Source organism: Rhodococcus sp. P4_F3_2, assembly GCF_056401335.1.
Genome location: NZ_JBFUJN010000005.1, coordinates 393,762 through 420,016, shown reverse-complemented (window position 1 = coordinate 420,016; position 26,255 = coordinate 393,762). Strand labels below are relative to the sequence as shown.

General features: G+C 62.7%; 25 protein-coding genes. 10 read left to right on the top strand and 15 right to left on the bottom strand.

Annotated elements, in window-relative coordinates:
* Nucleotides 1–19 precede the first annotated feature (19 nt).
* Nucleotides 20–331, bottom strand: coding sequence for an ArsR/SmtB family transcription factor (locus AC1DWA_RS08290; RefSeq protein WP_007735219.1), 312 nt, complete (start codon nt 329–331; stop codon nt 20–22).
* A 91-nt stretch (nt 332–422) separates the two neighbouring features.
* On the opposite strand from AC1DWA_RS08290, the gene AC1DWA_RS08285 reads away from it, so the two are divergent.
* Nucleotides 423–1,481, top strand: coding sequence for an SDR family oxidoreductase (locus AC1DWA_RS08285; RefSeq protein WP_477847741.1), 1,059 nt, complete (start codon nt 423–425; stop codon nt 1,479–1,481).
* A 142-nt stretch (nt 1,482–1,623) separates the two neighbouring features.
* A complete protein-coding gene (locus AC1DWA_RS08280) occupies nt 1,624–2,922 on the top strand; it encodes a T3SS (YopN, CesT) and YbjN peptide-binding chaperone 1 (protein ID WP_020971414.1) in 1,299 nt (432 codons plus the stop codon).
* Nucleotides 2,923–2,944: 22 nt separating this feature from the next.
* On the opposite strand, the gene AC1DWA_RS08275 is transcribed toward AC1DWA_RS08280, so the two are convergent.
* From AC1DWA_RS08275 to AC1DWA_RS08250, 6 genes are all read right to left on the bottom strand, one after another.
* Nucleotides 2,945–5,134, bottom strand: a complete 2,190-nt coding sequence (locus AC1DWA_RS08275) for a transglycosylase domain-containing protein (protein WP_041815441.1) — start codon at nt 5,132–5,134, stop codon at nt 2,945–2,947.
* Nucleotides 5,135–5,246: 112 nt separating this feature from the next.
* A complete protein-coding gene (locus tag AC1DWA_RS08270) occupies nt 5,247–5,456 on the bottom strand; it encodes a hypothetical protein (RefSeq protein ID WP_230817733.1) in 210 nt (69 codons plus the stop codon).
* A 25-nt stretch (nt 5,457–5,481) separates the two neighbouring features.
* Nucleotides 5,482–6,318, bottom strand: coding sequence for a carbohydrate ABC transporter permease (locus tag AC1DWA_RS08265; RefSeq protein ID WP_019746113.1), 837 nt, complete (start codon nt 6,316–6,318; stop codon nt 5,482–5,484).
* Nucleotides 6,315–7,490, bottom strand: coding sequence for a carbohydrate ABC transporter permease (locus AC1DWA_RS08260; protein ID WP_078377577.1), 1,176 nt, complete (start codon nt 7,488–7,490; stop codon nt 6,315–6,317). The genes AC1DWA_RS08265 and AC1DWA_RS08260 overlap by 4 nt, the downstream gene beginning before the upstream one ends.
* 20 nt (nt 7,491–7,510) lie before the next feature.
* Nucleotides 7,511–8,800, bottom strand: a complete 1,290-nt coding sequence (locus tag AC1DWA_RS08255) for an ABC transporter substrate-binding protein (RefSeq protein WP_003946022.1) — start codon at nt 8,798–8,800, stop codon at nt 7,511–7,513.
* A gap of 170 nt (nt 8,801–8,970) precedes the next feature.
* Nucleotides 8,971–10,044, bottom strand: a complete 1,074-nt coding sequence (locus AC1DWA_RS08250) for an ABC transporter ATP-binding protein (protein ID WP_477847737.1) — start codon at nt 10,042–10,044, stop codon at nt 8,971–8,973.
* A gap of 114 nt (nt 10,045–10,158) precedes the next feature.
* Between AC1DWA_RS08250 and AC1DWA_RS08245 the strand changes: the two genes are divergently transcribed.
* The 3 genes from AC1DWA_RS08245 to AC1DWA_RS08235 are packed head-to-tail and all read left to right on the top strand — an operon-like array spanning nt 10,159 to nt 11,904.
* Entirely contained in the window at nt 10,159–10,983 is an 825-nt protein-coding gene (locus AC1DWA_RS08245) for a DUF2786 domain-containing protein (protein WP_021346121.1), read from the top strand.
* Nucleotides 10,980–11,477, top strand: coding sequence for a TIGR04338 family metallohydrolase (locus AC1DWA_RS08240; RefSeq protein ID WP_047889992.1), 498 nt, complete (start codon nt 10,980–10,982; stop codon nt 11,475–11,477). The genes AC1DWA_RS08245 and AC1DWA_RS08240 overlap by 4 nt, the downstream gene beginning before the upstream one ends.
* Nucleotides 11,478–11,535: 58 nt before the next feature.
* Nucleotides 11,536–11,904: a helix-turn-helix domain-containing protein gene (locus AC1DWA_RS08235; RefSeq protein ID WP_003946041.1), complete on the top strand. Its 369-nt coding sequence runs from the start codon at nt 11,536–11,538 to the stop codon at nt 11,902–11,904.
* On the opposite strand, the gene AC1DWA_RS08230 is transcribed toward AC1DWA_RS08235, so the two are convergent.
* Together AC1DWA_RS08230 and AC1DWA_RS08225 are read right to left on the bottom strand one after the other, a co-directional pair.
* Entirely contained in the window at nt 11,905–12,492 is a 588-nt protein-coding gene (locus tag AC1DWA_RS08230; protein WP_003945993.1) for an ATP-dependent Clp protease proteolytic subunit, read from the bottom strand.
* A 4-nt stretch (nt 12,493–12,496) separates the two neighbouring features.
* Nucleotides 12,497–13,105: a ClpP family protease gene (locus AC1DWA_RS08225; RefSeq protein ID WP_020909763.1), complete on the bottom strand. Its 609-nt coding sequence runs from the start codon at nt 13,103–13,105 to the stop codon at nt 12,497–12,499.
* 288 nt (nt 13,106–13,393) lie between these two features.
* On the opposite strand from AC1DWA_RS08225, the gene AC1DWA_RS08220 reads away from it, so the two are divergent.
* Nucleotides 13,394–14,188: an LLM class F420-dependent oxidoreductase gene (locus AC1DWA_RS08220; RefSeq protein ID WP_020971420.1), complete on the top strand. Its 795-nt coding sequence runs from the start codon at nt 13,394–13,396 to the stop codon at nt 14,186–14,188.
* Here the strand turns inward: AC1DWA_RS08220 and AC1DWA_RS08215 are convergent.
* Genes AC1DWA_RS08215 through AC1DWA_RS08205 form a run of 3 tightly spaced genes read right to left on the bottom strand, consistent with a single transcriptional unit; the run spans nt 14,110 to nt 18,421 of the window.
* Nucleotides 14,110–15,339 carry a CaiB/BaiF CoA transferase family protein gene (locus AC1DWA_RS08215; RefSeq protein WP_020909765.1) on the bottom strand — a complete coding sequence of 410 codons (1,230 nt, stop codon included), beginning with the start codon at nt 15,337–15,339 and terminating at the stop codon, nt 14,110–14,112. The genes AC1DWA_RS08220 and AC1DWA_RS08215 overlap by 79 nt on opposite strands.
* On the bottom strand, nt 15,336–17,051 hold the full coding sequence (locus AC1DWA_RS08210) for an acyl-CoA dehydrogenase family protein (RefSeq protein WP_477847732.1): 1,716 nt from the start codon (nt 17,049–17,051) through the stop codon (nt 15,336–15,338). The genes AC1DWA_RS08215 and AC1DWA_RS08210 overlap by 4 nt, the downstream gene beginning before the upstream one ends.
* Nucleotides 17,051–18,421 carry an MFS transporter gene (locus AC1DWA_RS08205; protein WP_047889988.1) on the bottom strand — a complete coding sequence of 457 codons (1,371 nt, stop codon included), beginning with the start codon at nt 18,419–18,421 and terminating at the stop codon, nt 17,051–17,053. The genes AC1DWA_RS08210 and AC1DWA_RS08205 overlap by 1 nt, the downstream gene beginning before the upstream one ends.
* A gap of 146 nt (nt 18,422–18,567) precedes the next feature.
* On the opposite strand from AC1DWA_RS08205, the gene AC1DWA_RS08200 reads away from it, so the two are divergent.
* Nucleotides 18,568–19,446, top strand: a complete 879-nt coding sequence (locus tag AC1DWA_RS08200) for a LysR family transcriptional regulator (protein ID WP_029537275.1) — start codon at nt 18,568–18,570, stop codon at nt 19,444–19,446.
* Here the strand turns inward: AC1DWA_RS08200 and AC1DWA_RS08195 are convergent.
* Genes AC1DWA_RS08195 through AC1DWA_RS08185 form a run of 3 tightly spaced genes read right to left on the bottom strand, consistent with a single transcriptional unit; the run spans nt 19,443 to nt 23,322 of the window.
* Nucleotides 19,443–21,134 (bottom strand): acyl-CoA dehydrogenase family protein, encoded by a 1,692-nt coding sequence (locus AC1DWA_RS08195; protein WP_477847730.1) that lies wholly within the window; start codon nt 21,132–21,134, stop codon nt 19,443–19,445. The genes AC1DWA_RS08200 and AC1DWA_RS08195 overlap by 4 nt on opposite strands.
* 10 nt (nt 21,135–21,144) lie before the next feature.
* Nucleotides 21,145–22,650 carry a class I adenylate-forming enzyme family protein gene (locus AC1DWA_RS08190; protein ID WP_020971425.1) on the bottom strand — a complete coding sequence of 502 codons (1,506 nt, stop codon included), beginning with the start codon at nt 22,648–22,650 and terminating at the stop codon, nt 21,145–21,147.
* A 36-nt stretch (nt 22,651–22,686) separates the two neighbouring features.
* Complete coding sequence (locus AC1DWA_RS08185) at nt 22,687–23,322, bottom strand: TetR/AcrR family transcriptional regulator C-terminal domain-containing protein (protein WP_007735239.1); 636 nt, start codon at nt 23,320–23,322, stop codon at nt 22,687–22,689.
* A 175-nt stretch (nt 23,323–23,497) separates the two neighbouring features.
* On the opposite strand from AC1DWA_RS08185, the gene AC1DWA_RS08180 reads away from it, so the two are divergent.
* From AC1DWA_RS08180 to AC1DWA_RS08170, 3 genes are all read left to right on the top strand, one after another.
* Nucleotides 23,498–24,478 (top strand): helix-turn-helix domain-containing protein, encoded by a 981-nt coding sequence (locus tag AC1DWA_RS08180; RefSeq protein WP_259117908.1) that lies wholly within the window; start codon nt 23,498–23,500, stop codon nt 24,476–24,478.
* A 204-nt stretch (nt 24,479–24,682) separates the two neighbouring features.
* Nucleotides 24,683–25,744, top strand: coding sequence for an aliphatic aldoxime dehydratase (gene oxdA / locus AC1DWA_RS08175; protein ID WP_477916580.1), 1,062 nt, complete (start codon nt 24,683–24,685; stop codon nt 25,742–25,744).
* Nucleotides 25,745–25,859: 115 nt separating this feature from the next.
* Nucleotides 25,860–26,228 carry an ArsR/SmtB family transcription factor gene (locus AC1DWA_RS08170; RefSeq protein WP_019746129.1) on the top strand — a complete coding sequence of 123 codons (369 nt, stop codon included), beginning with the start codon at nt 25,860–25,862 and terminating at the stop codon, nt 26,226–26,228.
* Nucleotides 26,229–26,255: the final 27 nt, after the last annotated feature.

Sequence of the window (26,255 nt, the reverse complement as noted above, 5' to 3'; positions counted from 1 at the left end):
ATCGGTCAGGTGCTGGTACCTACAAACCCTGCCTGATGAATGCAGCAAGCTTCTCGATCTGTTGCTCGTTTCGTTTGTAATGCCGCCACTGGCCGATTCGTGTGGTGGTGACCAGATCCGCGGCCTGGAGTGCGGCCATGTACTGAGACGCAGTCGATTGCGACACCTTCGCCCTCGCTTGTATGTGCTTGAGGCACACTCCGACCTCCTCGGCAGGCTCGAGCTGAGGGGGAAAGCTCCCGGGGTCTTTCAACCACTGCAGGATTTGTACACGCATCGGGTTGGCCAGCGCCTTGAACGCCGTTTCCCACTCGGTTGTTGCGTCTTCCATGCTCGAGATCATACCGCTAGATCGCGAAATGCCGATATATATGGTTCACTCCCTATATCGCAACATCGCGATATTTCAATGGGAGGCTGAAATGGTGCATCACAATAAAGTCGCACTCGTGGTCGGAGCCCGAGGTGTGATCGGTGGGAACTTGATCGATCACCTCGGATCAACCGGCGAATGGAAGATCATCGGACTCTCGCGCAGAGGCGGCACGAACACCGACCGGGTCGAACACATCGCAGTCGACCTGCTCGATCCTTCCCGGACTGCAGCGGCACTGAGCGGACTGGACGACGTCACCCACGTCTTCTACGCCGCCTATCAAGACCGCCCGACATGGGCCGAGCTGGTCCCGCCCAACTTGGCGATGCTGGTCAACACTCTCGACGCCATCGAACCCGTTGCCGGCGGACTCGAGCACGTCAGCCTGATGCAGGGCTACAAGGTTTACGGGGCACATCTCGGACCGTTCAAAACTCCGGCCCGCGAGAGCGATCCACCGCACATGCCACCCGAGTTCAACGTCGACCAACAGCAGTTCCTCGAACGCAGGCAGCTCGGCAAGTCGTGGACGTGGTCGGCGATCAGACCCTCGGTCGTCTCCGGATTCGCGTTGGGCAACCCGATGAACCTCGCGATGGTCATCGCCGTCTACGCGACCATCTCGAAGAAACTGGGTGTCCCACTCCGATTCCCCGGCAAGCCCGGCGCGTACACCAGCTTGATCGAGATGACCGACTCCGGACTCCTGGCCGAAGCAACGGTCTGGGCCGCGACCAATCCCGAGTGCGCAAATCAGGCGTTCAACATCAACAACGGCGACCTGTTTCGCTGGCAGGAAATGTGGCCGAAGATCGCAGCCTTCTTCGACATGGACGTCGCACCTCCGCTCCCGATGTCCCTCGATGTCGCAATGGCGGACAAGGAGTCGGTGTGGGATGAACTCGTCGAGGAACACCAACTTGCTCGGACCCCGTATTCCGATGTCTCGTCCTGGGGGTTCGGTGACTTCGTATTCGGATGGGACTACGACTTTTTCGCTGACGGATCGAAAGCTCGGCGGTTCGGATTTCACCGCCACGTCGACACCGAAGCGATGTTCCTCGACATCTTCGCCAATCTGCAGGCTCGGAAGATAATCCCCTGACTACGAACATCGTCACTTCGGATCCTACGAACACTGTCACTGTCGGACCCCGGGACTACCGTCGTAGGCGGGGTTTGAAAAGCAGGGGTTTCGGCGAGTCGTCGGTAGGGCCCCATGCGCCCCCCGGACCAGAGGAGCGACGATGTCGGACAATACTTTCGATCTGGAAATCCTGAGTGCCTGGACTACTTTCGAGACTCATCTCGCTCGCTACATCTCCGTGATGGAGGACGACGACACTCTCGTGGTGGAGTCGCATTACGACAGCATGGACGAACTGGCAGACGCACCCGCGTGCATCCAGTTCTTCGCGTGGAACCAGACCTCCGTGCGCTGTGAAGTCCCTTCCAACAGGTTTCTGCATCCACTGCGGATGCTCGAACCGGAAGACCATTCAGCGCTGCTCGACATGGGGTTCAGCGCTCCCGATCTGTGCGAGCACGAGCCCGAGGGCAACGGATCCATGTCCTTCTACATCGACGTCGACCGCACTCGTCCCGAGGAACTGGTGACAAAGGTGCTCCGCGTCTTCCGCGAGATGTGGAGCATTGCGCACCCGTCGTTCCTGCGTGCCAGCACCAGTGGACGCGAGTCGACGCCGGCGTTCGCCACGACGCCGTCGCACGCTCCCTCGGGTTCGGGTGACATGCTGCGGATCCTGGTCGACGGGGCCGTCGAACGCCTTCTCGGCCATCCACCCAAGCGTGACGACGACGGCGACATCCCGCTGGTCCGCGGTGAGCAGGTCACCTATGTTCGTGTCCTCGAGGACGACGAGTACGTGGAGGTGTTCTCGCGGGTCGTGCATTCGGTGGAGAACCTCGATAACGCTGCTGTTGTTCTCGCCCAGCTCAATCGGCAGTGGCCGACCATCAAACTCATTCTCGTCGAGCAGAGTGTGCTGGGCGTTGTGCGGGTGGACGGCGCACCCTTCGTCGCCGAGCACCTCCTCCGGGCTCTGCGCTCGTTCGCCGAATTGGCCGAAGCATCGGACGAACTCGCCGAAGAACTGGGCGGGCAACCCATTCGCGCTACCGGAGACACCGCCTTCAACGACGGGATGGCCTCCGAGCACGAAGATCCCGGTGCCGAATACGAATCACACGAGTGCCACGAATTTCCTCCGGCGCTCATGGCGCTCCTCGAACTCGACGCGGACGGAACGGGCGAGCTCAGCGCCGAAGAGGTTGCCGTGATCTGTGAGCACGACCGCGACACCATTCTCGACTACCTGAGGATCAGCCAGGAGCAGGAGACGGCCTGGCACGAGGCGTTGACCGAGTCCATCCGGCGCAAGGACGACGACACCGACCTGTGTGCGGGCGAAAAGCGCGCGTGGACGCACGCGATCCGCAACCTCAGGCGCGGACTGCGCGTCGTCGTGCTTCCCGCCAAGGATGCAGCGCCGACCCAGCTCGGCCTCTTCGACGATCAGGCCTGAGAGCCGGAAATCGAGCGCTGTGTCAGCCCGGTAGCGGGATGACGATGCCAGGCAAGATCTCGATCTGACGCGGCAACTGGGGAAGCTGCGGCACTTCGATCGGCGGCAGGCCGGGCACCTCGATGGGTGCTGGGGGAGCGGCCGCGCCCGTCGTGGGCGTGCCCGTCCCGTCACCCGAGGTCACACCGGAGTTGGCGGGAACGCCGGCCTGCCCGCCGATGGGATCGGGCCACGGGAAGCTCTCCCAGTCGGAGCCCTTCAACGCGCCGTCCATCGTGCTCTTCCAAATGTCCGCAGGCACTCCGGAGCCGTAGATCAAACCACCGTAGGAGTTGGTGATGGCCTGCGCGTCGGAAGTCCCGATCCACACCGCGGTGGACAGCGACGGCGTGTAACCGACCATCCACGCATCCTTGTTCTGCCCCGTGTCACCCAACTGCGCGGTGCCGGTCTTGGCAGCAGACGGGCGTCCACCGGCGAGCGCGTGACCGTTCGAGTACGACGCGATCGGCAGCATTGCCTGCGTGATGTTGTCGGCAACGGCAGCATCGAGACGACGCTCACCGGGAGAGACCGGGCGATCGAGCAGGACTTCACCTTCGGCCGTCACGACCTTCTGGATGAAGTGCGGCTGCTGGTACACACCGGAGTTGGCGAGCGTCGCGTACGCGGATGCCATGTCGATAACACGAGACTGATACTGGCCGAGCACGATTCCGTTCTCCGGCGGGCCACCCTCCTGTGTGAGCGTCGGGTAGTCGAGTCCGGGAATCTGTTCGGGGATGCCGGCCAGATGGGCGGCGTCGGCGATCTTCTGGGCACCGTTCTCCATCGAGAGCATCAACCGGTAGAAGCTGGTGTTCAGCGAACGCTTGAGTGCCTCGGCGATGGTGCATCGACCACAGGATTCGCCGCCGACGTTTCCGATGGTCACACCGTTGATCGTGAGCGGTGAACTGTCGAACCGTGCGGACAGCGGAATGTCTTCCATCAATGCTGCGACCAGGCCGAAGACCTTGAACGCTGAACCGGTCTGCAGCGGCGCCTGGGCGTAGTCGAATCCCGCTCCGTCGTCACCGCCGTAATAGGCGTCGACGCCACCGGTCTTGGGGTCGATGGACACTACTGCGGTCCGCAGGTCTTCCGGTTCACCGTCGAGATTCCGCTTGACGGCGCCCAGCGCAGCTTCCTGCGCAACCGGGTCGATGGTTGTCGTGATTTGCAGACCAGCGGTGTTCAGCGTCTGGTCGCTGATACCGGCCTCGGCCAGTTCCTTGAGTACCTGAGTCTTGATGTGGCCTTCGGGTCCGGGCGCCTGGTTCAGATCGGTCGGCCGATTGGCGGGGGCGACAGCCGGGAACTGCATCGCGTCGCGATCCGTCTTGGTCAGGCTGCCCAGTTCCACCATGCCGTTGAGAACGTAGTCCCAGCGCGCTTGCAGCGCGGACAGATTGGTCTCGGGGTCCAGGAACGACGGGCTCTGGATGACGGAAGCGAGAACTGCGCCTTCCTCGACGCTCAGCTCACTGACCGGCTTGTCGAAGTACGCGTTCGACGCGGCGGCGATGCCGTAGGCACCGCGACCGAAGTAGATGGTGTTGAGATACGCGGCAAGAATGTCGTCCTTGGACCATTCGCGCGCCATCTTGGCGGAGATGACAAGCTCACGCAGCTTCCTGTCGATACTGCGCTTGTCACCGACCAAGACGTTCTTCACGTATTGCTGAGTGATCGTCGAGCCACCGCCGGCGCTTTCCTTGCCCATCACGTTGTCTCGGGCAGCGCGAGCAAATCCGGAGATCGAGAAGCCGGGGTTGGTGTAGAAGTTGCGATCCTCCGCCGAGAGCACCGAATCGCGGACGTGAATCGGGATGGCCGACAACGCGACCTCGGTGCGGTTTCCCTCCGCCGGCACCACCTTGCCGAGCACGGTCGTGCCGTCGGCCATGTAGATGGTGGACACCTGATTGGTCTGCATGTCCGAGGGGCGCGGGACATCGGTCCGGCTGTACGCGACAGCAAAAACCGACGCAGGCACGATGATCATCAGGAGCACGAGAACGTAGATGGTCCGCCGGACGTACCGCCACTTGGAGCGCTGCTTCTTCTCCGGCTTGGCCGACTTGCTCGACCGTGGGGAATTAGCCGACTTGCCCGATCGAGCCGACGACTGATCGCCACCCGTCGCACTCGATCTGTTCGATGGACTCACTCAACACTCCCGGTCGTGGATCCGGACTTACCGGCACCATTCCACCAGGGTGATATCTCGATCAGATAACTCCCGGCAACTGCGATACCGAAATGTCACCCTACCGGGCTGGCTACTCGCGACGTTCTGCTCGGACCGCGTTCCGATATCCGCGGAACGCCAGCCCGAGAGCGACGACGCAACCGAGCAGCACCAAAGACGGCATCACGCCGGGGTCGCCCTTGACGATCGCGACCACAGCGCCGATCAACGCCATGAGGGTGAAGACCGAGATGAAGCCGGCGATCAGCTCCATGCGCTGGGCGCGCGAAGCCCGCCTCATCGATACCGCGCGCCCGAAGCCCGCATCACGACTTGACGCCGCCTGCGGTCAGACCGGCGATGATGCGTCGCTGGAAGATGAGAACCATGATGACCAGCGGGATCATCACAAGGGTTCCGCCGGCCATGATCGAGGTGTACGGCGTGACGAATGGGTCGGTTCCGGAGAATTTGGCCATCGCCACCGTGACGGGCGCGGTTTTGTCACTAGAGAGTTGCAGCGAGAGCAGGTACTCGTTGACCGTTGCGATGAAAGCCAAAATCGCGGTGGTGAACAGGGCCGGCGCGGCGAGCGGCAGCATGATCAGACGGAAGGCCTGGCCACGGGTGGCGCCGTCGATACGCGCCGCTTCTTCGAGCTCCCACGGAAGTTCGGAGAAGAACGACGTCAGCGTGTAGACCGTCAGCGGCAGCACGAACGAGATGTTCGGGATGATCAGCGCTTTGTAGCTGCCGATCCAGCCGATGTCGGTGAACAACTGGAACAGCGGGGTCACGAGGGCGACGACCGGAAACATGGACGCGCCGAGGATGATTCCGGTGACGAAGTATTTGCCACGAAAATCGAATCGCGAGAGCGCGTACGCCGTGAACACGCCGATGACCAAGGCGATCAGCGTGGTCGCACCCGCGATGATGAGGCTGTTCATCAGTGCCCGGGTGAAGTTCACCTTCGCGTCGGGATCGAGCGCCGCGGTGAAGTTCGACAGCGTGAGATTGGTGGGCCACAGCGACGTCGAGAACGTGTCAGCCGGGTCGCGCAACGCCGTCACGATCATCCAGTAGCAGGGAGCGAGTCCCCACACGATGATCAGTACGACGCCGATGTAGGTGCCGATCTTGCCGCGTAGTGCCTTGTTCATACCGGCTCCCCCTTCCGCTGCTTTTCCTGCGTGCTGACCGCATTGGCTCCGAGGAATCGGACCAGGATGAAGGCCACAGCGAAGATGATGAGGAACGTGATGGTGGACAGGGCCGACGCCGAATTGGCGCCGACGCGCATCTGATCGACCACCAGAACCGAGATGGTGGAGGTGGCGGGATTGGATCCCATCATGATCGCGGGCAGGTCGTACATGCGCAGCGCGTCCATCGTGCGGAAGAGCACCGCCACCATGAGTGCGGGCTTGACCAGCGGAAGCGTGATCATGCGGAACCGCTGCCACGCCGTCGCACCGTCGACCTTGGCGGCCTCGTAGACGTCGGCGGGAATCATCTGCAGACCCGCGAGAATCAGCAACGCCATGAACGGCGCGGTCTTCCAGACGTCGGCGACGACGATCGCGAATCGTGCCGGCCAGGGATCCGCCGTCCACAGGATGTTGGTGCCGAGGATCTTGTTGGCAATGCCGTCGTTGGCGAAGATGAAGAACCAGAGCTTCGCGGTGACGGCGGTGGGGATGGCCCAGGGAATCAGCACGGAAGCGCGGAGCAAACCGCGGCCGCGGAACGTCTTGGCCATGATCAGCGCCATCGACAGACCGATCACCGTCTCGAGCAGAACGGTGACGACGGTGAAGCCGAACGTATTTCCGATCGACTGCCAGAACTGCGATCCGAGCGTGCCGGGCGGGCATGGAATCGAGCCGTTGGCGGTGTTGCAGGACTCGGTGATCCAGTTTTTGTAGTTCTCGAACCACGTGAACTGACCGGTGACGAACATGCCGGTCTCGGGGTCGAGCTTCTTGCCGTCGCTGTGCATCGACATCCAGATCGCTCGTCCGAGCGGATACAGAATGATGACGGCGAGAACGATCAGCGACGGTGCGACGAACGCCCACACCGGAACTCGTCGACGCTTCTTCGGCTTGTCGGCCGACGCAGGCGGGGGCGAGGTCGGTGGGGGTGGAGTAGCTGCAAGGTCAGGCAGAACCTTGGTCAGGGATGTCCCTGCTGCCTCGGATGCCGACGGCTCTTCTAGCGGTTCCGGTGCACGGTGTCTCCCACCAACGCCCGAACGGTCGGGACCGGTTGAACCGGCCCCGACCGTGGGGTTGGTAGGCACAGCCGCGGAAGGATCCTGCGGTTCTGCCATTGCTTATTGCTCCTGGTAGATCAGTTACCGGCGGTTTCGATGCCGGCCTTGGTGTCCGCCAAAGCCTGCTCGACGGTCTTCTCGCCGCGAATAGCAGCGTAGGTGTTGTCGGAGATCGACTTCGACACCTGCGTGTAGTACGGCGTGACGGGGCGCGGCTGAGCGGTAGCGAGTGCTTCCTTCAGGGTCGCGAAGTACGGGAACTGGGCGAGCACTGCCGGGTCGTCGTAGACAGCCGAGAGGACGGGTGCGCCGCCGACCTCGGTGAAGTACGTCTGCGACTTCTTGGTCTGCATGAACTCGAGGAAGTCACGAGCCGTTGCCGGCGCGTCGGAGTACGCGCTGATGCCGACGTTGTAGCCGCCGACGGTCGAAGCGCCCGGTCCGTCGACACCCGGAAGAACGGTGTAGCCGTACTTGCCGGCAACCGAGGTCTTCTCACCGTCGACCGAGAAGCCGGACCACGTGCGCATGAAGAGTGCCTTGCCGTCACCGAACGCGGTCTGCGACTCGCCCTCGGAGTAGGTCAGTGCTTCCTGCGGGATGGTGTTGTCGGCGAAGTTGTCGACGATCGACTGAACGCCTGCCTTCGTCTTGTCGTCGATGGCCGGGGTGAGTCCGTCCGGGCCGACCCACGGGCCGTCGAAAGCGTTGGTGATCTCGGTGGTGTTGACCGTCAGGCCCTCGTAGTTCTTGAACTGACCGATGTAGCAGGAGATGCCGGCTTCGACAGCCTTCGGGCAGTTTTCCTTGAGCTCGGCCCACGTGGTGGGAGCCTTCTCGACGAGGTCCTTGCGGTAGTACAGGAACGCGGCGTTGGTGTTCTTCGGCGCTGCGTAGAGCTTGCCGTTGTAGGTGCCCGAAGCGACGGTCGACGGCAGGAGGCCGGACTCGTCGATCGCGAGGTCACCCTCGAGCGGCAGCAGCCAGCCGTTTGCGGCGAACTGAGCGGTGTTGACGACGTCGACGCCGATGAGGTCGTACTCGTCGCTCTTGGCCTGCATGCGCTGGGTGATGTCGTCGACCTGCGCGTTGGCTTCCTTGGCCAGCGGCTTGAGCGTGACCTTCTCGTCCGGATGCTCCGCATTCCAGTCGGTGATGATGTTTTCGAGCGCCTCGTTCAGGGCATCCTGCCCCTCGACGATCGTGATGGGTCCGCGGCCTTCGCTCGAGGACGATCCCCCGGATGCGGCCGTGGTGCTGGTTCCGCTGTCCTTGTCCGAATCGGACGAGCAGCCTGCCAGTACCAGCATGGACGCTGCCGTGGCTGCAATTGCAGCGCGGCGCATCGCCTTCGAGTTCAGAACCATGGATTCGCTCCCCGTATGTGTATGACAAGTAGACGGTCACCGAGAGCCGGCTCACGGCATGCGCCATGGGTGCCGGCTCCCGGCATCGGCCCCTACTGTGGCACGAGACACCCCTACTTGTGGGTATTACGCCGAACCTGAATCGGTCATGTGTCGTTTGACAGGTCCACCTAACCCAGGCGACGCCCGTCGGTGGTGGCAAAAATGTGCACCTTCTCAGGGTCGACGCGCAGGTTGACTCGCTCGCCCTTCTGCGGCGGGTTGCGCCAGTCACCACGCGAAACGATCTGCTGCAACCGTCCGCCGATCGTGGTGCGTCCGTAGACGTAGGCGTCGGAACCGAGTTCCTCGACGACGTCGACCTCCATCGGCAGGCCTTCGGCGGCGATCTCGAGGTGCTCGGGGCGAATACCCAGAACAACCTCGGTTTCGACGACACCGTTCATCGTCTCGCGCGGAACCGGAACGATCCCGTCACCGAATGCGACGCCGCCGTCGACGACGGGGAGGGTGAACAGGTTCATCGCGGGTGAACCCATGAAGCCGGCGACGAAGACGTTCTTCGGCTTGTTGTAGAGCTCGCGCGGCGAGGCGCACTGCTGCAGGATTCCCTTTTCGAGGACTGCGACGCGGTCACCCATCGTCATGGCCTCGACCTGGTCGTGGGTCACGTAGACCATCGTCGTCGCGAGGCGTCGTTGCAGCTGAGCGATCTGCGTGCGTGTCTGAACACGGAGTTTCGCGTCGAGGTTCGAGAGGGGCTCGTCCATGAGGAAGACCTGCGGCTGGCGGACGATGGCGCGGCCCATCGCCACTCGCTGACGCTGACCACCGGACAGCGCCTTGGGCTTGCGGTCGAGGTACGGCTCGAGATCGAGCATCTTCGCGACCTCTTCGACGCGGGCGCGGATCTCCGTCTTGTTGGTTCCGGCGAGCTTGAGCGCAAAACCCATGTTCTCGGCCACCGACATGTGCGGGTACAGCGCGTAGTTCTGGAAGACCATCGCGATGTCGCGCTCTTTCGGTTCCTGACCGGTGACGTCGCGGTCGCCGATGAGGATGCGCCCGCTGTGGACGTCTTCGAGCCCGGCGAGCATGCGCAGGGTGGTCGACTTTCCGCAGCCGGATGGTCCGACGAGGACGAGGAACTCGCCGTCCTCGATCGCGAGGTCGAGCTTGTCCACTGCCGGGGTGTTCGATCCGGGGAACAGGCAGGTGGTGCTCTCGAAAGTCACTGAAGCCATGACGGGGTTGATCCCTTCTACCGGCAGGAACGTGCCGGACGATCCAAGTTGAGGGTGAGCGTGTGCGCTAGCAGCATAAACGTCCGTGTCGGCGCGCGAGCGTAGTCTTTCACGGTGAGTTCGGAGAAGATGCTGACCCGCATCGGTGCGCTGCTTCGCCAAGCGGAGTCCACCGACAATCCACACGAAGGTGAAGCCTTCATGGCCGCCGCGCAGCGGTTGGCCACCGGTTCCGCGATCGACCTGGCGGTCGCGCGGGCGCACACCGCGTCCTCGGAAAAACGTGCCACACCCACTCAGCGGCTCATCACCATCGGCGAACCGGGCAAGCGCGGGCTGCGAACGTACGCCCAGTTGTTCATCGCGATCGCCGCTGCCAACGACGTACAGTGCGACATCGCGCAGACGTCGGCCGTCATCTACGCCTACGGCTTCGCCGGTGACATCGACGTGTGCGAAGCGCTGTACTCGAGCCTGCTCTTCCAGATGGTCCGTGACTCCGACGCGTACGTGCGCTCCGGGGCGTACCGCGGCGAAACGTCCGTGCGGACCGTCGTCGAAACTCGTGGACGACGACGCGTCAACACGCAGGTTCGCAAGCCTGTGGCCGGAGTGACGGCGCGCCTGAACTTCCAGATGGCGTACGCGTCCCGCATCGGCGCTCGGTTGGCCGAGACGAAGCAGGAGACGGAGAAGGCGGCGATCGCAGAATCTGCCACGTCGTCTTCGGAAACCGCACTCGTGCTGCGCAACAAGGAAATCGAGCTCAAGGACTACTACTCGTCCAACTCCCAGGCACGTGGGACGTGGCGGGGCGGTGGCCGGGCGAGTGCCGGGCACTCCTCGCATGCTCGACGAGCGGGTGATCGGGCGGCGCGCTCCGCACGTCTGGGAAACCTGCCGGAGATCGGCGGGGTGCGCGGGCAGCTCGACTCGTGAGGGATACGCAGCGGAGCGCCGTCTACGAGGCAGAGACGTTGGTGCGCACCATGTTCGATCGCGCCGACGAGCGCGGACTTCGGAGCGTCGAGGTCATGGGTTCCACCATCACGTTGCCGGTCGAGCGCAAATTCGGTTCCGTGGAGTCGGTCCAGGCGTACTGCGATCAGCTACTCGGGCTGAACTGGGTACTCGCGACCTGGCCTCGCGCAACCGTTCCGGTGTCCGTACGCTCCCGCGCCGGAAATGCCGCCGCTCACTACTCGAACGACGTCATCGCCGTCCCGGACGACCGTGACGGCCGGTGGGCGCTACGCGAATTCGTTGTCTTGCACGAACTTGCGCACCACCTCGGCGACCCCACTTCCGACGAGGCCTCCCACGGGCCCGAGTTCGTCGACCGCTATACGAGCCTGGTCGGTGAGATCATCGGACCCGAGGCGACCTTCGTTCTTCGAGCGATGTTTCTTGCTGGTGGTGTTCGAACGGACTAGATGTCAGCCCTCGGTGAACCGGGTGGTGTGCGAACCGGTCGGCTGGAATACTCGGCCTATGGATGCGCCGCGCAGACTGGTCCTGGTCAAGGGTGAGTCGGAACTCCCCGATCCGGCTGTCGCCGTGCGCAAACCCCCGCTGATTCGTGAAGCCTACGGACGAGTGCTGAGGGAGGTCCGACGCGATCAGGACCGAACTCTCGACGACGTAGCCGCAAAGGTCGGGATGTCGAAGCAGTACCTCTCCGAGATCGAACGGGGCAAGAAGGAACCGTCGTCGGAAATTCTGCGCGCCATCTGCGAAGCGCTCGGGATGCCGCTCGAGCACCTGCTGTTCCGAGCGGGCAACAGGATCGTTGCGCTCAACTCCCTCACCTTCGGACATTCTCCCGCACCGATCTCCGGTCCCGTCCTGATGGCAGCCTGATCAGTTCCCTTCGATGAGGGTGTCAGCCAGTCCGTAGGAGATAGCGTCGTCGGCAGTGAAGATCCTGTCGCGATCGGTGTCCTTACGGAGCCGCTCGACGCTCTGACCGGTGTGCTTACTCAGAATCGCCTCGGTCTGCTCCCGGATTCTCAGGATCTCGGCTGCTTGAAGCGCGAGGTCCGAGATGGTGCCGCTACCTTGCGTCGACGGTTGATGCAGCAGCACCCGCGAATGGGCAAGAACATGCCGATGGCCCGGAGTGCCTGCGGCCAGAAGCACTGCAGCAGCCGAAGCCGCTTGACCCATGCAGTACGTCGAAATCGTCGGTTTCAAGAACTGCATGGTGTCGTAGATCGCGAGCATCGCCGTGGTGGAACCGCCGGGAGAGTTGATGTACAAACCGATTTCGCGATCCGGGTTGTCGGCCTGCAGATGCAGCATCTGAGCCATCACGACATTGGCGACGCCGTCGTCGATCTCTGTGCCGAGAAAGACGATGCGTTCGTTGAGCAGCCTGCTGAAGATGTCGAAAGATCGCTCACCCGTTGGTGTTCGCTCGATGACACTGGGAATCGTGTACTGGGACATGACGTCACAATCCGATCTTGGGGAAGGTGGCTTGCGGTGCGATCTCGGCGAAGGACGTCACGACGCGGTCGACGATTCCGTACTCGCGCGCCTGCTCGGCGGTGAACCAGCGATCCCGATCGCTGTCGGTCTCGATCTCTTCGACGGTCCGGCCCGTTTCGGCGGCGAGGATTTCCTGCGATTGACGCTTCATCAGCTCGAGGCTCTCGGCCTGGATCGCAATGTCCACCGCAGTGCCACCGATACCCGCCGAAGGTTGGTGCATCATGATGCGGCTGTGCGCCAGGCTGATTCGCTTGCCGTGGGTGCCGGAGCAGAGAAGCACCTGGCCCATGCTGGCGGCGAAGCCCATCGCGACCGTCACGACGTCGTTGGGGATGAGCTTCATCGTGTCGTAGATGGCCAGCCCGGCAAACACCGATCCGCCGGGTGAATTGATGTAGAGCACGATGTCGCGCTTGGGGTCGGTGGTGGCGAGGAGCACCAGTTCCGAACACACACGTTCGGCCATGGCGTCGTTGACCTCGCCGGTGAGCAGAATCGTTCGCTGTCGGAAGAGCCTGTCTGTCAACAGGTCACGGTAGCCGGTGTCGGTGGGCGCTTCAGTAGTCATGAATCCATTCCTACCGGCGCAGCGATGCCGGGGCCCCGCCTGTCTGCTGTGGGCAGACCACCCCTGTTTTTACCCGCCCCCCTTTTTTGCCCGCCCCCTGTTTCTGCCCGCCCCCCCTGTTTGAGCGAACGGCACGTTCAGTCGATCTAAGGCGCCGAAAGTACCGTTCGCTCGAAAAGGGGTGGGTACAAGTGCGGGCAAACCCGTCACCGACGGCGGCGGTAGCGGTACCGCGCACACCCGGCCATGATGGGAGAAGACAACCATTCCTCTCGTCAGGAGCGTGGCATGACTCGTCCGGTACGCATCGGTGTTCAACTCCAACCCCAGCACGCACCCGATTACGGGTTGATACGCGACGCCGTCTTGCGGTCCGAGGACGCCGGGGTGGACATCGTCTTCAACTGGGACCACTTCTACCCGTTGACCGGCGATCCCGACGGCGCCCACTTCGAATGCTGGACCATGCTCGGCGCCTGGGCCGAGCAGACCGAACGCGTCGAAATCGGCGCCCTGGTCACCGGTGGTGGCTACCGCAATCCGGATCTGCTGGCCGACATGGCGCGAACCGTCGACCACATCAGCGGCGGACGCCTGATCCTCGGCATCGGTGCCGGCTGGTTCGAGAAGGACTACGACCAGTTCGGATACGACTTCGGCACTCCCGGTTCACGGCTGAAACTGCTGGGCGAATACCTCCCCCGCATCACGGGCCGCCTGGCGAAGGGCAACCCGCCGCCGACGCGCAACATCCCGGTCCTCATCGGCGGTGGCGGCGAGAAGAAGACCCTGCGCTTGGTCGCCGAGTACGCCGACGTCTGGCACAGCTTCGGTGACCGCGAGACACACCTGCGCAAGTCAGGCATCCTCTCCGACCATTGCGCCGACGTAGGCCGGAACCCGCTGGAAGTAGAGCACTCGGTTCCGTGGCCTGGGCTCGAGAATGCTGCTGACCTGGTCGCCGACGGTGTCTCGCTCTTCACCGTCGGCGTCAGCGGACCGGACTACGACCTCACGACGCTTGCCGAGGCCATCGCTTGGCGCGACGACAACACACCGCCTGCGTTGAGCGGGCTGGCCTGAGCGGTACCAAGGACTTCGTCGTTGTCGGCGCCGAGAACGGGCGGCGCCGACGTCAGACGTGGCCTCTGGCCGGAGAAGTTGACCGGAAAGGCCACTTGCTTCAACGGTCCGAGCGTCGGATGGTCGACGGTTCCGACCATTCCGAGCGCGGCGGTGTGGGGATCGGAGTAGATCTCGTCGAGATGGCGGATCGGTGACACCGGCACCGCGCGTTCGGCGAGAAGAGCGCACCAGTGTTCGACGGTTTCCGATGTGAAGGCGCTGGTGAGTTCTCGTTCCAGACTCTCGCGGTTCTCCACCCTGTCGCGGTTGTGGACGAAACGCGGATCGGTGACCAGTTCACTCCTTCCGATGGCCTCGCACAGCGACGCCCACATCCCGTCGTTGCCGACAGCGATGACGAAGTACCCGTCGCTGGCAGGAAATGCTTGATACGGAGCAAGATTCGGATGACCGGAGCCCAACGCAGTCGGGCGCTCACCGGTGGCGAAGTAACTGGTCGCCCAGTTCACGTGCATCGCGAGTTGGCACTCGTACAGCGACGTGGTCACGTACTGTCCGCGCCCGGTCCGGCCTCGCTCGACCAAGGCAGCCAGGACACCGACCAGTCCGAAGAGCGCTGCGCCCAAGTCTCCCAACGCAAACCCGGATTTCATCGGAGCACCACCCGGTTCACCGGTGAGCGACATGAGCCCACCCGCGGCCTGCGCGATCATGTCGTACCCCGGTTCGTCGCGCAGCGGTCCTTCTTCACCGAAGGCAGAGATGTGCAGGGTGATCAGATGCGGGTATCGCTCGGACAGTGCCTGGTAGTCGAAGATCTTCTGTAATCCGCTGCCCGGCTTGAAGTTCTCCACGACTACATCGGTCTCTTCGAGCATGCGGTGGATGATCTCCTGTCCTTCGGTGGACTTGAGGTCGATCGTGACCGACTTCTTACCGCGGTTGATCGCGAGATAGTAGGCGGCATCTACCCCGACGAAGGGAGGCCCCCACGAACGCGTGGGGTCGCCGCCTTCAGGGTGTTCGATCTTGGTGACGTCGGCACCGAGATCGGCAAGCGACATGGTTGCGTACGGCCCGGCAAGGATCTTCGACAGATCCAGAACACGGACGCCGGCGAGGGGTGTGGGGCCTGTTGGAGAATTCACCGATGACCACCTGCTACAGAGAGGAACTCGGCTACGACGTCACGTGCATCATCCAGCTCGACGTCACCGCCGTCGGTGATCACGTCGAGATTGCCGAGTGCAGCCGACGGCACCTTCCCCGCAAGACCGGCCAGGTAGGAATTCGCCACCAGCAGTGACCGGTACCCATTATCGTGTCGGATGCCGTGATCCGCAAGATCGAAAAGCAGGGTCGCCATGACGGCACGAGCCAACTCGTCGGCATACTTTGCACTGGCGGCCTGGGCGGCATCGTCAGATCCGGAGATCAGACGATCTCCTTCCTCTACCAGTTCCTCCCAGCGCCGCAACAGAACTCCGGACCCGGCTTCGCAATCCGGTCCGACGGTGGACAAGATGTCCGTCATCGCTCCCGCGACCGTGCGGTGCGCGTTGAACTTGCGTAGGCACCGAAGTACGTCCAGCGCAATGACATTGCTCGAGCCCTCCCAGATCGAGCCCAAGTGGGCATCCCGCACTAGTCGCGCGTTGGCCCAATCCTCGATGTAGCCGTTTCCTCCGCGCACCTCCATGGCCTCGCCAGTGACCACCCGCGCGCGTTTGCAGACAAAGTGTTTGGCGATCGGCGTCAGTACCCTGATCAGTGCGCGCGCCTGTTCGTCGCCGCCGTCTGCTGCCTGAAGACACTGTGCGCTGTACGCGACCAGGGCCAGCGAAGCCTCGGCATCGAGTGCAAGGGGAAGAAGCGTCGCCCGCATCAGCGGCTGGTCGAAGAGCTTCTTACCGAACACGACTCGGCTCTTCGAATGTTCGACGGCTTCGCGGACTGCTCGGCGCATGAGAGCGCTCGAACGCATCGCATTGGACAGGCGAGACGTGTTGACCATCTCAGCCATCTGGCGGAATCCTCGATCGAGTTCGCCGACCTGGAGTGCGTGCGCGCGGTTCAGCGTCACCTCGCCGCTCGGCATGGAACGCGTACCCAGCTTGTCCTTGAGACGATCGATCATGAGGTTGTTGCGCTCGCCGGATCCCAAGGTCTTGGGCACCATGAACATTCCGACTCCACGCGTCGAACCATCCTGTCCGCCCGGGAATCTTGCGAGGGTGATGATCACATCGGCATCCGGGTTGGAGGCGAACCACTTCTTGCCCGTCAGAACCCATCCGTCACCGTCGCGCTCGGCGCGTGTTTCGGTGCAGGCGATGTCGGTGCCTGCCTGAATCTCGGTCATGAACATCGCACCCGTCTTCGCCTGCTCGGGGTCCGTCGACGTCAACGCGTCGATCCAGGGCGAGAACACGGCCGGATCACCGAACATACGCAGGGTCCGCGCAGCAGCATCTGTCATCGACACCGGACAGGCCAGCCCGAACTCGGCCTGCACGAAGATGTACGACGCGAGGTACTTCGCGAGTGGCGGATGCACGGAGTCCCATCCGTGCAACCCTTTTCGGTGCGACATGGCGGACAGGCCGTACTCGTTGTACGCCGCCCGGCACAGTTCCAGGTAGGCCGGGTGATAGGAAATCCGGTCGACGCGGTCACCGGCCTTGTCGAATTGCTGCAGCACCGGCGGGTTCTTGTCTGCGATGTCGGCAAGCTCGGACAAACGGCCGGCGGCATCTCGGCCCAGTCGGTCGAGCAATCCGTTCAACGTCTCTCGGTCCGCCCCGGCGGTCCATCTGTCCACTACCGCTGCCAGAGCGGGGTCGGTGTGTGCAAAGTTCATCAGTGGTCAACGCCTTTCAGGGTGGAAACATCGGTCATGTTCGAGGAGCTCGTCGACTCCAGCCCTTGCGCGTGCAGCGCACTCCTGCGCAAAAGTGCCGTCATACAGACAAGGGAGAGAACGACATACACGAGCCCAAGAGCGACGACCGGCCAGATCGAGTTGGTTCGCGTCAGCAGATACTGGCTGACCATCGGGGCCGTTCCGGCAAATACGGCGGTCGACAATTGGTACGACAGAGAGATGCCGGTATACCGAACATTGGTGGGGAAAACCTGCGCCAGGATGCCGGCCAACGCGGCGTAATACATTGCGTGAGGCGCCGTCGCGAGGACCATACCCAGAATCGCCAAGGGCACGGAGCCCGTCTGAACCAGCACGAACATCAGTGGTAGGAGCACGATCTCCGGAAGCAGCATCCAACGGACCGCTTTCGACGGATCGATCCGCGTGGCCAGCACAGCACCGAAAGGCTGTACGAGCGCCTGGGCTACCAGTGCCACGGTGATCACGAGGAGGAAGTCACTACGCTCGAAGCCGAGATCCGTTGTCGCCCATGAGAGCGCAAAGGTTGTCTTGACGTACGTGATGGCAACACCGGCAACCACAGCGCCGACGCCGAGAGCAAGTTCGACGGGATGCGAACGCAACACTTCGACCAGCGGCATCCGTGTACGTTCCTGTGCCGCAACAGCCTTCTTCATCTCGGGTGTCTCGGAGATGTGCAGTCGGATGTAGAGAGCGACGATCACCAAAGCTGCGGATCCGAGGAACGGCAGACGCCAACCCCACGACTCGAACACGGAATCCGACATCAACGTCAGGCCGAGGAAGGCCAGCGTCGCGAGCAGGTTGCCGACCGGTGAACCCTGCTGCGCAAACGCACCGTAGAGCACCTTTTTCTTCGGGGGAGCGAACTCGGTGGCGATCAATACGGCGCCACCCCATTCGCCGCCCATGGCAATGCCCTGGAGAACACGCAGTGCCACAAGCAGTATCGGTGCCCAGATCCCGATCTGGGAGTACGTAGGGAGGAGACCGACACCGACAGTTCCCAACCCCATGAGCGCGAGGGTGATGATCACGGCGTTCTTGCGACCGAACTTGTCTCCGAAATGACCGAACACCACTCCGCCGACCGGACGAGCCACGAATCCCACGGCAAAAGTCGCGAAGGCTGCGAGTGTTCCCACCGCCGGCGACGCATCCGGGAAGAACAGCGGGCCGAGCACCAAGGCAGATGCGGTTCCGTAGATGTAGAAGTCGAACCACTCGATAGTCGTTCCGACAAACGCCGTGATTCCGGCCTTGCGTGCCTGTTTGGTGTTGTATTCAGGCGGATTGGTGTCTTGACCTGGGTGTTGATCCACGGTTCTCCCTGATTCTCGCGTCGGGCATCACCAAGGGATGCAATGTGAGGCGTGAATCACTATCGTCCGAAATCCATGTAGAGTCCAAGACTTAGTTCGACTCATTTATGTGGAAGAACCACATAATGAAACCCGGGAGGAGCGACATGGAATTGCGTCAGCTGCGCGCGTTTCTCGCAGTCGCCGACGAGCTTCATTTCGGCCGGGCCGCCGAGCGACTCCACATCGGGCAGTCCCCGCTCAGCCAGACCATTCGGGCGCTCGAGCGCGAACTCGGCACCGACCTGTTTGTCCGGACCACCAGATCAGTGCAATTGACCGCAGCCGGCGAAGCCTTGGTCACGCCCGCACGAATCATCGAAGCGCAGATCGCCGTCGTACGAGATATCGCATCAGCGGCGTCAACCGGGGAAACAGGCCGTGTCACGGTGGGTTTCGGCGGAACGGGCGGCTACACGGTGCTGTCGGCCCTCACACGATCGCTGGCCGACTCCCATCCGGGAATCGAACTGGACCTACGGCCGCAGATGTACTCGGGTGAGGTGCTCGACGCTCTCCGACGCGGAACACTCGACATGGGCATAGTCGGCCTGCCCATTCCGCGCGGATTCGAGACTCACACTGTGCGCGAGGAAACCTTGATGGTCGCGGTTCCGGCCAGGCATCACCTCAGTGCCCGGGACTCGGTGTCACCGGAAGACCTGGCAACCGAGCGATTCGTGATGTATCCCGCCGAGCACGGCTCGGTGGTGCGCGATGCGACGTTGTCCGTCTGCGCCACAGCAGGTTTCACGCCCACCGTCGCGCACGAAGCCCCCGATCCGTACAGCCTGTTGGCCATGGTCGGAGCGGGGGTCGGGATCGCCGTCGTCGTGGAGTCGACGGCGCATCTGTCCATGGACGGGGTCGTGTACCTGCCGATCGCCGGGGCCACGCCCACGCTGAAAATCGCGATGGCATGGCGGCCCAACAATCCGACGCCGGCAGTACACACCGTCACCAGGGTACTGAGGGAGCAGCCTTAGGCTCTCGCGAGAATTCCGGCGAAATCTGTTCCCACAGGCAGAGTTCCGTACTCGTGACCACGGTCGGCGCCGAGGCGAGCGGCAATGAACGCATCGGACGAAGCGGCCGGGGAGTGGCGCACCATGAGCGAAGCCTGCAGCGCCAACGCCATTGCCTCGACGACGGTCCGAGCGCGGAGCTGGGCGTCGGCGGGTGCCATCGTGGCGAGCTCACCGAGTTGGCGTCGTACCCGATCGAGGTGATGATCGAGGACCGGGTTGTTGCCGCGAGCGAGGTTGACCTCGTGGTCGAAGGCGGCAACGGAATCGGGTTCACGGGTCATAGCGCGCAGGACATCGAGCGCGATGACGTTGCCCGACCCCTCCCACACGGCCATGACGGGCTGCTCACGGTAGCGACGGGCAAGCGGGAAGTCCTCGGTGTAGCCGTTGCCGCCCAGGCACTCGAGTGCCTCGTAGGAGTGGTGCGGGCCGCGCTTGCAGATCCAGTACTTCGCAACAGCCGTTGCGAGTCGGCGGAACGCCTTTTCCTGCTCGTCCGCGTCCTCGTCCTGCGCGCGAGCCAATCGCAGTGCGGTGATGGTGGCAGCTTCGGATTCAAGAGCCAGATCGGCGAGCACCGACGTCATCGCCGGCTGATCTGCCAGGACGGCACCGAAAGCGCTTCGGTGCCGTGCGTGCCACACCGCTTCGGCGACCGACTGACGCATACCTGCCGTGCTGCCGAGGATGCAGTCGAGTCGCGTCTGGGACACCATTTCGATGATGGTCCGCACGCCACGACCCGGTTCGCCGATCATGGTGCCGACGGTGCCGTCGAGTTCGATCTCGGACGACGCATTGGACTTGTTGCCCAGCTTGTTCTTCAGACGCTGGATGCGGAAGACGTTGCGCGTGCCGTCAGGCAGGATGCGGGGGAGAAGGAAGCAGGAAAGCCCCTCACCGGCTGCACCTTCGGCCTGAGCAAGAACCAGGAACGCGTCGGACATCGGCGCGGAGCAGAACCACTTGTGTCCGGTGAGCAGGTAGTCCGCACCCGGACCGCCACGTCCGGCTGGCTTGGCGATGGTCGTGTTGGCTCGCACGTCGGAGCCGCCCTGCTTTTCCGTCATCGACATTCCGAATATCGCGGATGCCTTTCCGGGAGCATCCAACTCGGGGGTGTAACTCCGAGAAAGGGCTCGCGGCGTCCAGAGAGCGGCCACGTCCGGTTGCAGCTCGAGCGAGGGGATCACGGCGTGCGTCATGGAGATCGGGCACGCGTGGCCCGGTTCGACCTGAGAGAACAGCATGAATGCCGCGGCCCGAGCCACGTTGGCACCCGGCTTCGGGTCAGCCCAGGCAGAGGTGTGAGCACCGTGCGCAACGGCAGCAGAGATGATCCGGTGATACGACGGATGGTATTCGACCTCGTCGATGCGGTTTCCCCAGCGATCGAAGGTCTTCAATTCGGGGATCACCGTGTTGGCCAGCTCGGCGTCGTGCTGGAATCCAGCACTGCCAACCAGTTCACCAATATCGGTGAGTTCGCTTGTGGCCCAATCGGCGTCGTGGCGCGCGACGCCTTCGACCAGGACCGTATCGAGCAGGAACTCGTTGACGTCCGTGCGCGGTACCGACTGGTTGAGCACTGCATGGGTGCGATGCGGAGCCGGGTGGGTGACGGTCTTCTCGGAAATATCAGTCATGACAGGCCTTTCAGCTCGCTGCGCGGATGAGGTGCTTCTGGATCTTGCCGGTCGGTGTACGCGGAAGAATGGTCGCGAACACCACTTCACGCGGAATCTTGTAGCGCGCCAACTTGTCCGAGAGGTAGTCCTTGATGTCGTCGGCGCTGATGACATCCGGTTCACGCCAGACGACGTGCGCGACGACGGTCTCGCCCCATTCTTCGTTGGGTTTTCCGACAACGGCGACGTCGACGACGTCCGGGTGGCCGGAGATCACGTCCTCGACCTCCTTGGAGTAGACGTTCTCACCGCCCGTGATGATCATGTCCTTCGCGCGGTCGACGATGAAGAGGTAACCGTCCGCATCCTTGCGCGCCAGATCGCCGGTGCGGTACCAACCTCCGTCGGCAAAAGCAGCCTTCGTGGCAGCGGGGTCGTCGAGGTACCCCTGCATGACGGTGTCGGCGCGCAGCCAGATCTCACCGATCTGATCGGGCTCCGCGTCGGTGCCGTCATCGGCAACCAGGCGCAGGTCGACGCCGGCCAGCGCGACGCGGCCGATCGAGCCCGCCTTGCTCAACTGCTCCTCTGGGTACAGCACAGTGCCCACCGGCCCGGTCTCGGTCATGCCGTAGACCTGCCGGAATTCGGTGGTGCCGTACGACTCCACCAGTCGCCGAGCGACATCCGCGCCGATCGGTCCGCCGCCGTACAACCACGCACGAACGCTTCCGAGGTTGTAGTCGGCAAAGTTCGGCACGAGGTTGAGTGCAGTGGTGTAGATGACCGGCGGGCCGAAGCAGAGGGTAATACGTTGTTCCTGAACAGTTTCCAGGAATTTGACGGGATGGTACTCGCGCAGCAGCACGACGGTTCCGCCCATGTAGAGCGTGGACATGAACCAGTTGTTGAGCGGGGAAGCGTGCCAGATCGGGACGGCCATGAGCAGGCGCTCGTCCCGAGTCGTCGACACGGCGAGGGCCGCGGTGACGGCAACACCGACGACGTTACGGTGGCTGTGGACGCAGCCCTTGGGTGAGCCGGTAGTCCCCGAGGTGTAGAGGATTTCAGCCGGATCGTTCTCGTCGATGTCGATACCGTCAACGCCCTCCTGGCGGGTGATGGCGTCGTCGAAGAAGTCGAAACCGTCYGCGACAGAGTCCGTGCTGATCAGCTTGGCCGTTGTCTCCAGTCGACCGACAACCGGCGCCAACTCACCGTCGAAGACGCACACCGACACCTTCGCGTGTCCCAGCACGTAGGCAACTTCCGGAGTCTGCATCTTGTGGTTGATGGGGACCACGACGGCGCCCAAGCGCCAGGCACCGAGCATCGCGTACACGAATCCCGGAGTGTTGTAACACATCAGCGCGACGCGGTCGCCCGGCTGCACGCCCAGCGACTGCAAATAGCCTGCGGCGCGTCGACTTCCGTCCTGAACCTGGGAGTACGTGTGATCGTGACCGTCGAATATCAGGAAGGGTTTGTCCGGGGTCTTGGTGACGTTGCTGTCGAATACGCGAACGATGTTCATCGAAGTCCTTGTCGGAGAATCACGCTCGAAGAGAGTTCATTCCATCGAGCTGTTGAGTACGGCGTCGGGTATCTGGAGAGTGGCGAAGATGACGGCGACCGCCTCCTCGAGGGAGTAACCGAAGCTCTCGCCGGTGGCAGTTTTCTGAATGACGAGGCCGAAGATCGCAGACCAGAAGGCCTTGGATTCGACGTCGATGCCCGCGCGCAGCTGCCAGCCGGTGCGGATCAAGGTACGGAGGAGGGCTGTTTCACCCGAGGAATGCAGAGTGCGAAGCGTCTCGGAGATCAGATCGCGGAGTTCACCACGGCGACCCGTCATCATCATCGCTTCCACGAACAGTTCGACACTGGGAGCGCCCGAGCCGAGGAGTGATCCGACCAGCTTCTCGGTGTAGTCGCCCACGGTGTCGGCGTCGGCGGCATCGACCTCGGCACGCTTGCCTGCGCGCAGAACGGCTGCACACGCCACCTCGACGAAGAGCTTCTCTTTTGAGCCGTAGTAGTAGGTCACCTGGTTTGGATGGGCGCCGGCGGCGGTGCAGATCTGCGCGATGGACACGCTGTCGCCATGTTCGAGGAAGAGCTCGGTTGCAGCGTTGAACAGTGCCATGCGCGTCTGCTTGCCCGACTCACGCGTCGCGCGCGCTGCGGGAACTGACTCGGTGACCATCACGAACTCCTACTTGTTTGTATAACAAACAATAACTCGGCGTTGTTTGTATGGCAAACAATTTCTCCCGACGTGATGACATGTCGACTCCTATCGACATGTCCGATGTGCGGGATTACTCTCTGAACATCGAGCACCCGAGAACTTCGGCTTTTCTGCGAGGAGGCGCCCTGCAATGCTCGCGCGATCCGGCTTCTCCCTGCCCACACGCACGACTCTCACGGGCGACTGGGCAGATTTATTGCGTGAGCATTTTGTCGCGCTCGACGTATCCGATATCGAAGACGGCGATGGATTCAGCGGGGCCGTGCACTCGGCCCAACTCGCACACGTTCGGGTGTCCGCAGTTCAATCGATGGAACAACGAATAGTCCGTAGCAGCAGCCTGATCAAGAGCGACGGTGCGGACTATCTGCAAATCGGGATGATCCGCCGCGGTAGCGCGGTAGTGCGGCAAGACGACCGCGAATGCGTCCTGCGACGTGGCGACTACGTCCTGTACGACACCACGCGCCCCTTCGATTGGCAGATCGAGGGACACGCACACGACGGCATCTGGGGACTCGAGGTGTTCACCTGGCCACGGTCATACCTGTCACTCAGCGACGCGGAGGTCACGAGCTTGACCGCCATTGCCTTCGACGGACACGCGGGCCTGAGTGGCCTGCTGGGTCGCTTTCTTCACGATCTTGCCTCCGTCCGCATGACGTCCGACGCGAGCGGAGACGAGGAGGAAGTCGTCAACGAGATCGGCAGCCTGGTCAAGTCGGTTCTTCACGCAACCGCGCGTCCGATCGTCTCCCGGCGAACTGGCCTGTACGAATCCGCTCTGTCGGCCATAGACGCCCGCATCGCTGACCCGGCCCTGTCACCGGTGGACATCGCGGGATCAGTCAAAGTCTCCATTCGCCAGTTGCACCGAGCCTTCGCCGAACACGGCACAACGGTGTCGCGTTCGATTCGCAGCCGTCGACTCGACGGTTGCCGTCGTGAGATCGTGCAACGCCACGGCATAGAGCGGTCGCTGACCCAGATTTCTCACCGCTGGGGATTCACCGACCTGGCCGCCTTCAGTCGCGCATTCAAGGCGGAGTTCGGGATCAGCCCGCGGCAATACCGGTCGCAAGCAGTGGCCCCCACAAGTACTGCTCGCTGATCTGTAACATCCTCGGACACTTACCCATTCAACATGATGTTCAAAACGTTCTGTCGCCGACGCCTATCCACAATTCTCGGCGCGGTAGGCCAAGTATCGGGCGCTGACGGCCAAGTTTGCTCGGCCTCGCGGGCGTAGATTTTCGGCACGGCGTTGCCAAGTGCCAGGCACCCGATCCGACCACCTACATCACAGGGAGCACTCATGGAATCTGCAATCGGTGAACATCTTCAATGCCCGCGCACGCTGACCAGGCGCGTTCCGGATACCTATTCGCCACCATTTCCCATGTGGGTCGGGCGTGCGGACGACACATTGCACCAGGTCGCGATGGGCTATCTCGGCGTGCAGTTCCGCGGCGAGGATCAGCGCTCGGCAGCACTGCAGTCCATGCGGGATATCGTCGCCGGCTTCGACTTGCCGGACGGACCGGCACACCACGATCTGACCCACCACATCGACAACCAGGGCTACGAGAATCTGATCGTGGTCGGGTACTGGAAAGATGTTTCTTCCCAACATCGTTGGAGCACATCAGCTCCGGTGGCCTCCTGGTGGGAGTCCGAGGACCGCTTGTCCGACGGATTGGGGTTCTTCCGGGAGATCGTGGCCCCGAGAGCCGAACAATTCGAAACGCTCTACGCGTTCCAGGACGATCTCCCCGGAGTGGGAGCAGTCATGGACGGTGTCAGCGGCGAGATCAACGAGCACGGCTACTGGGGTTCGATGCGCGAGCGCTTTCCGATCTCTCAGACCGACTGGATGCAGGCCTCGGGCGAACTACGGGTCGTCGCCGGTGACCCCGTCGCAGGTGGACGCGTAGTAGTGCGGGGGCACGACAACATCGCACTGATCAGATCCGGGCAGGACTGGGCCGACGCGGAAGCGGACGAGCGCAGCCTCTACCTGGACGAAATCCTGCCCACTCTCCAATCGGGCATGGACTTCCTCCGCGACAACGGCCCGGCCGTCGGGTGCTACAGCAACCGTTTCGTACGCAATATCGACATCGACGGAAACTTCCTCGACCTGAGCTACAACATCGGTCACTGGGCCTCACTCGACCAACTCGAGCGGTGGTCGGAATYCCACCCGACCCATCTGCGGATCTTCACGACGTTCTTCCGGGTCGCCGAGGGCCTGTCGAAATTACGTCTCTACCATGAGGTCTCGGTATTCGATGCCGCCGATCAGCTGTACGAGTACATCAACTGCCATCCCGGGACCGGGATGCTGCGCGACGCGGTGACCACCGCGCCGCACTGACCGAAGCCACCGGAAATCTTCGGCCACGTTCTTTCCCTCGGAGGCAACTCGAGATATGTTGACGAGTGTCGACATATCTCAGTAGAGGCCATCGAGGAAGCGCGGGCAGCACACAGTGACTACTCAACGAAACGAAGAGTTGGCGTTTGCTGTGCTGGCCGACCAGGTGCGCCGACAGATTCTCGACACTCTGGCTACCCACGGCGAATGCAACGCAGGCTTCATCAGCGATCAAATTTCGACGGTCGGTCGCACCACGGTATCCACACATCTCAAGGCGCTGCGGCTGTCCGGAGTTATCGTCGAACGCCGTCAAGGACGTCATCGCTTGTTTTCGATCGATCCGTCTGGGCCCGCCAACGATGCACTCCAGTTCCTGCGCGACGTCCTCGGGCGAGCGCTGGAAGCAGGTTCGAATACCTCCGAGTTGCCGACCACGGCGACTGAGGATTCCGACGCGGCTTCGGTGCGTCGCCGGGCTTGAGGCCCTGTTTGAGCCCCAGCATCTATT

Bases quoted from the DNA above. Each gene is read 5' to 3' on its own strand.
- AC1DWA_RS08290 (WP_007735219.1), bottom strand. From the start codon at position 331: ATGGAAGACGCAACAACCGAGTGGGAAACGGCGTTCAAGGCGCTGGCC.
- AC1DWA_RS08285 (WP_477847741.1), top strand. From the start codon at position 423: ATGGTGCATCACAATAAAGTCGCACTCGTGGTCGGAGCCCGAGGTGTG.
- AC1DWA_RS08280 (WP_020971414.1), top strand. From the start codon at position 1,624: ATGTCGGACAATACTTTCGATCTGGAAATCCTGAGTGCCTGGACTACT.
- AC1DWA_RS08270 (WP_230817733.1), bottom strand. From the start codon at position 5,456: ATGAGGCGGGCTTCGCGCGCCCAGCGCATGGAGCTGATCGCCGGCTTC.
- AC1DWA_RS08265 (WP_019746113.1), bottom strand. From the start codon at position 6,318: ATGAACAAGGCACTACGCGGCAAGATCGGCACCTACATCGGCGTCGTA.
- AC1DWA_RS08260 (WP_078377577.1), bottom strand. From the start codon at position 7,490: ATGGCAGAACCGCAGGATCCTTCCGCGGCTGTGCCTACCAACCCCACG.
- AC1DWA_RS08255 (WP_003946022.1), bottom strand. From the start codon at position 8,800: ATGGTTCTGAACTCGAAGGCGATGCGCCGCGCTGCAATTGCAGCCACG.
- AC1DWA_RS08250 (WP_477847737.1), bottom strand. From the start codon at position 10,044: ATGGCTTCAGTGACTTTCGAGAGCACCACCTGCCTGTTCCCCGGATCG.
- AC1DWA_RS08235 (WP_003946041.1), top strand. From the start codon at position 11,536: ATGGATGCGCCGCGCAGACTGGTCCTGGTCAAGGGTGAGTCGGAACTC.
- AC1DWA_RS08230 (WP_003945993.1), bottom strand. From the start codon at position 12,492: ATGTCCCAGTACACGATTCCCAGTGTCATCGAGCGAACACCAACGGGT.
- AC1DWA_RS08225 (WP_020909763.1), bottom strand. From the start codon at position 13,105: ATGACTACTGAAGCGCCCACCGACACCGGCTACCGTGACCTGTTGACA.
- AC1DWA_RS08220 (WP_020971420.1), top strand. From the start codon at position 13,394: ATGACTCGTCCGGTACGCATCGGTGTTCAACTCCAACCCCAGCACGCA.
- AC1DWA_RS08210 (WP_477847732.1), bottom strand. From the start codon at position 17,051: ATGAACTTTGCACACACCGACCCCGCTCTGGCAGCGGTAGTGGACAGA.
- AC1DWA_RS08200 (WP_029537275.1), top strand. From the start codon at position 18,568: ATGGAATTGCGTCAGCTGCGCGCGTTTCTCGCAGTCGCCGACGAGCTT.
- AC1DWA_RS08195 (WP_477847730.1), bottom strand. From the start codon at position 21,134: ATGACTGATATTTCCGAGAAGACCGTCACCCACCCGGCTCCGCATCGC.
- AC1DWA_RS08185 (WP_007735239.1), bottom strand. From the start codon at position 23,322: ATGGTCACCGAGTCAGTTCCCGCAGCGCGCGCGACGCGTGAGTCGGGC.
- AC1DWA_RS08180 (WP_259117908.1), top strand. From the start codon at position 23,498: ATGCTCGCGCGATCCGGCTTCTCCCTGCCCACACGCACGACTCTCACG.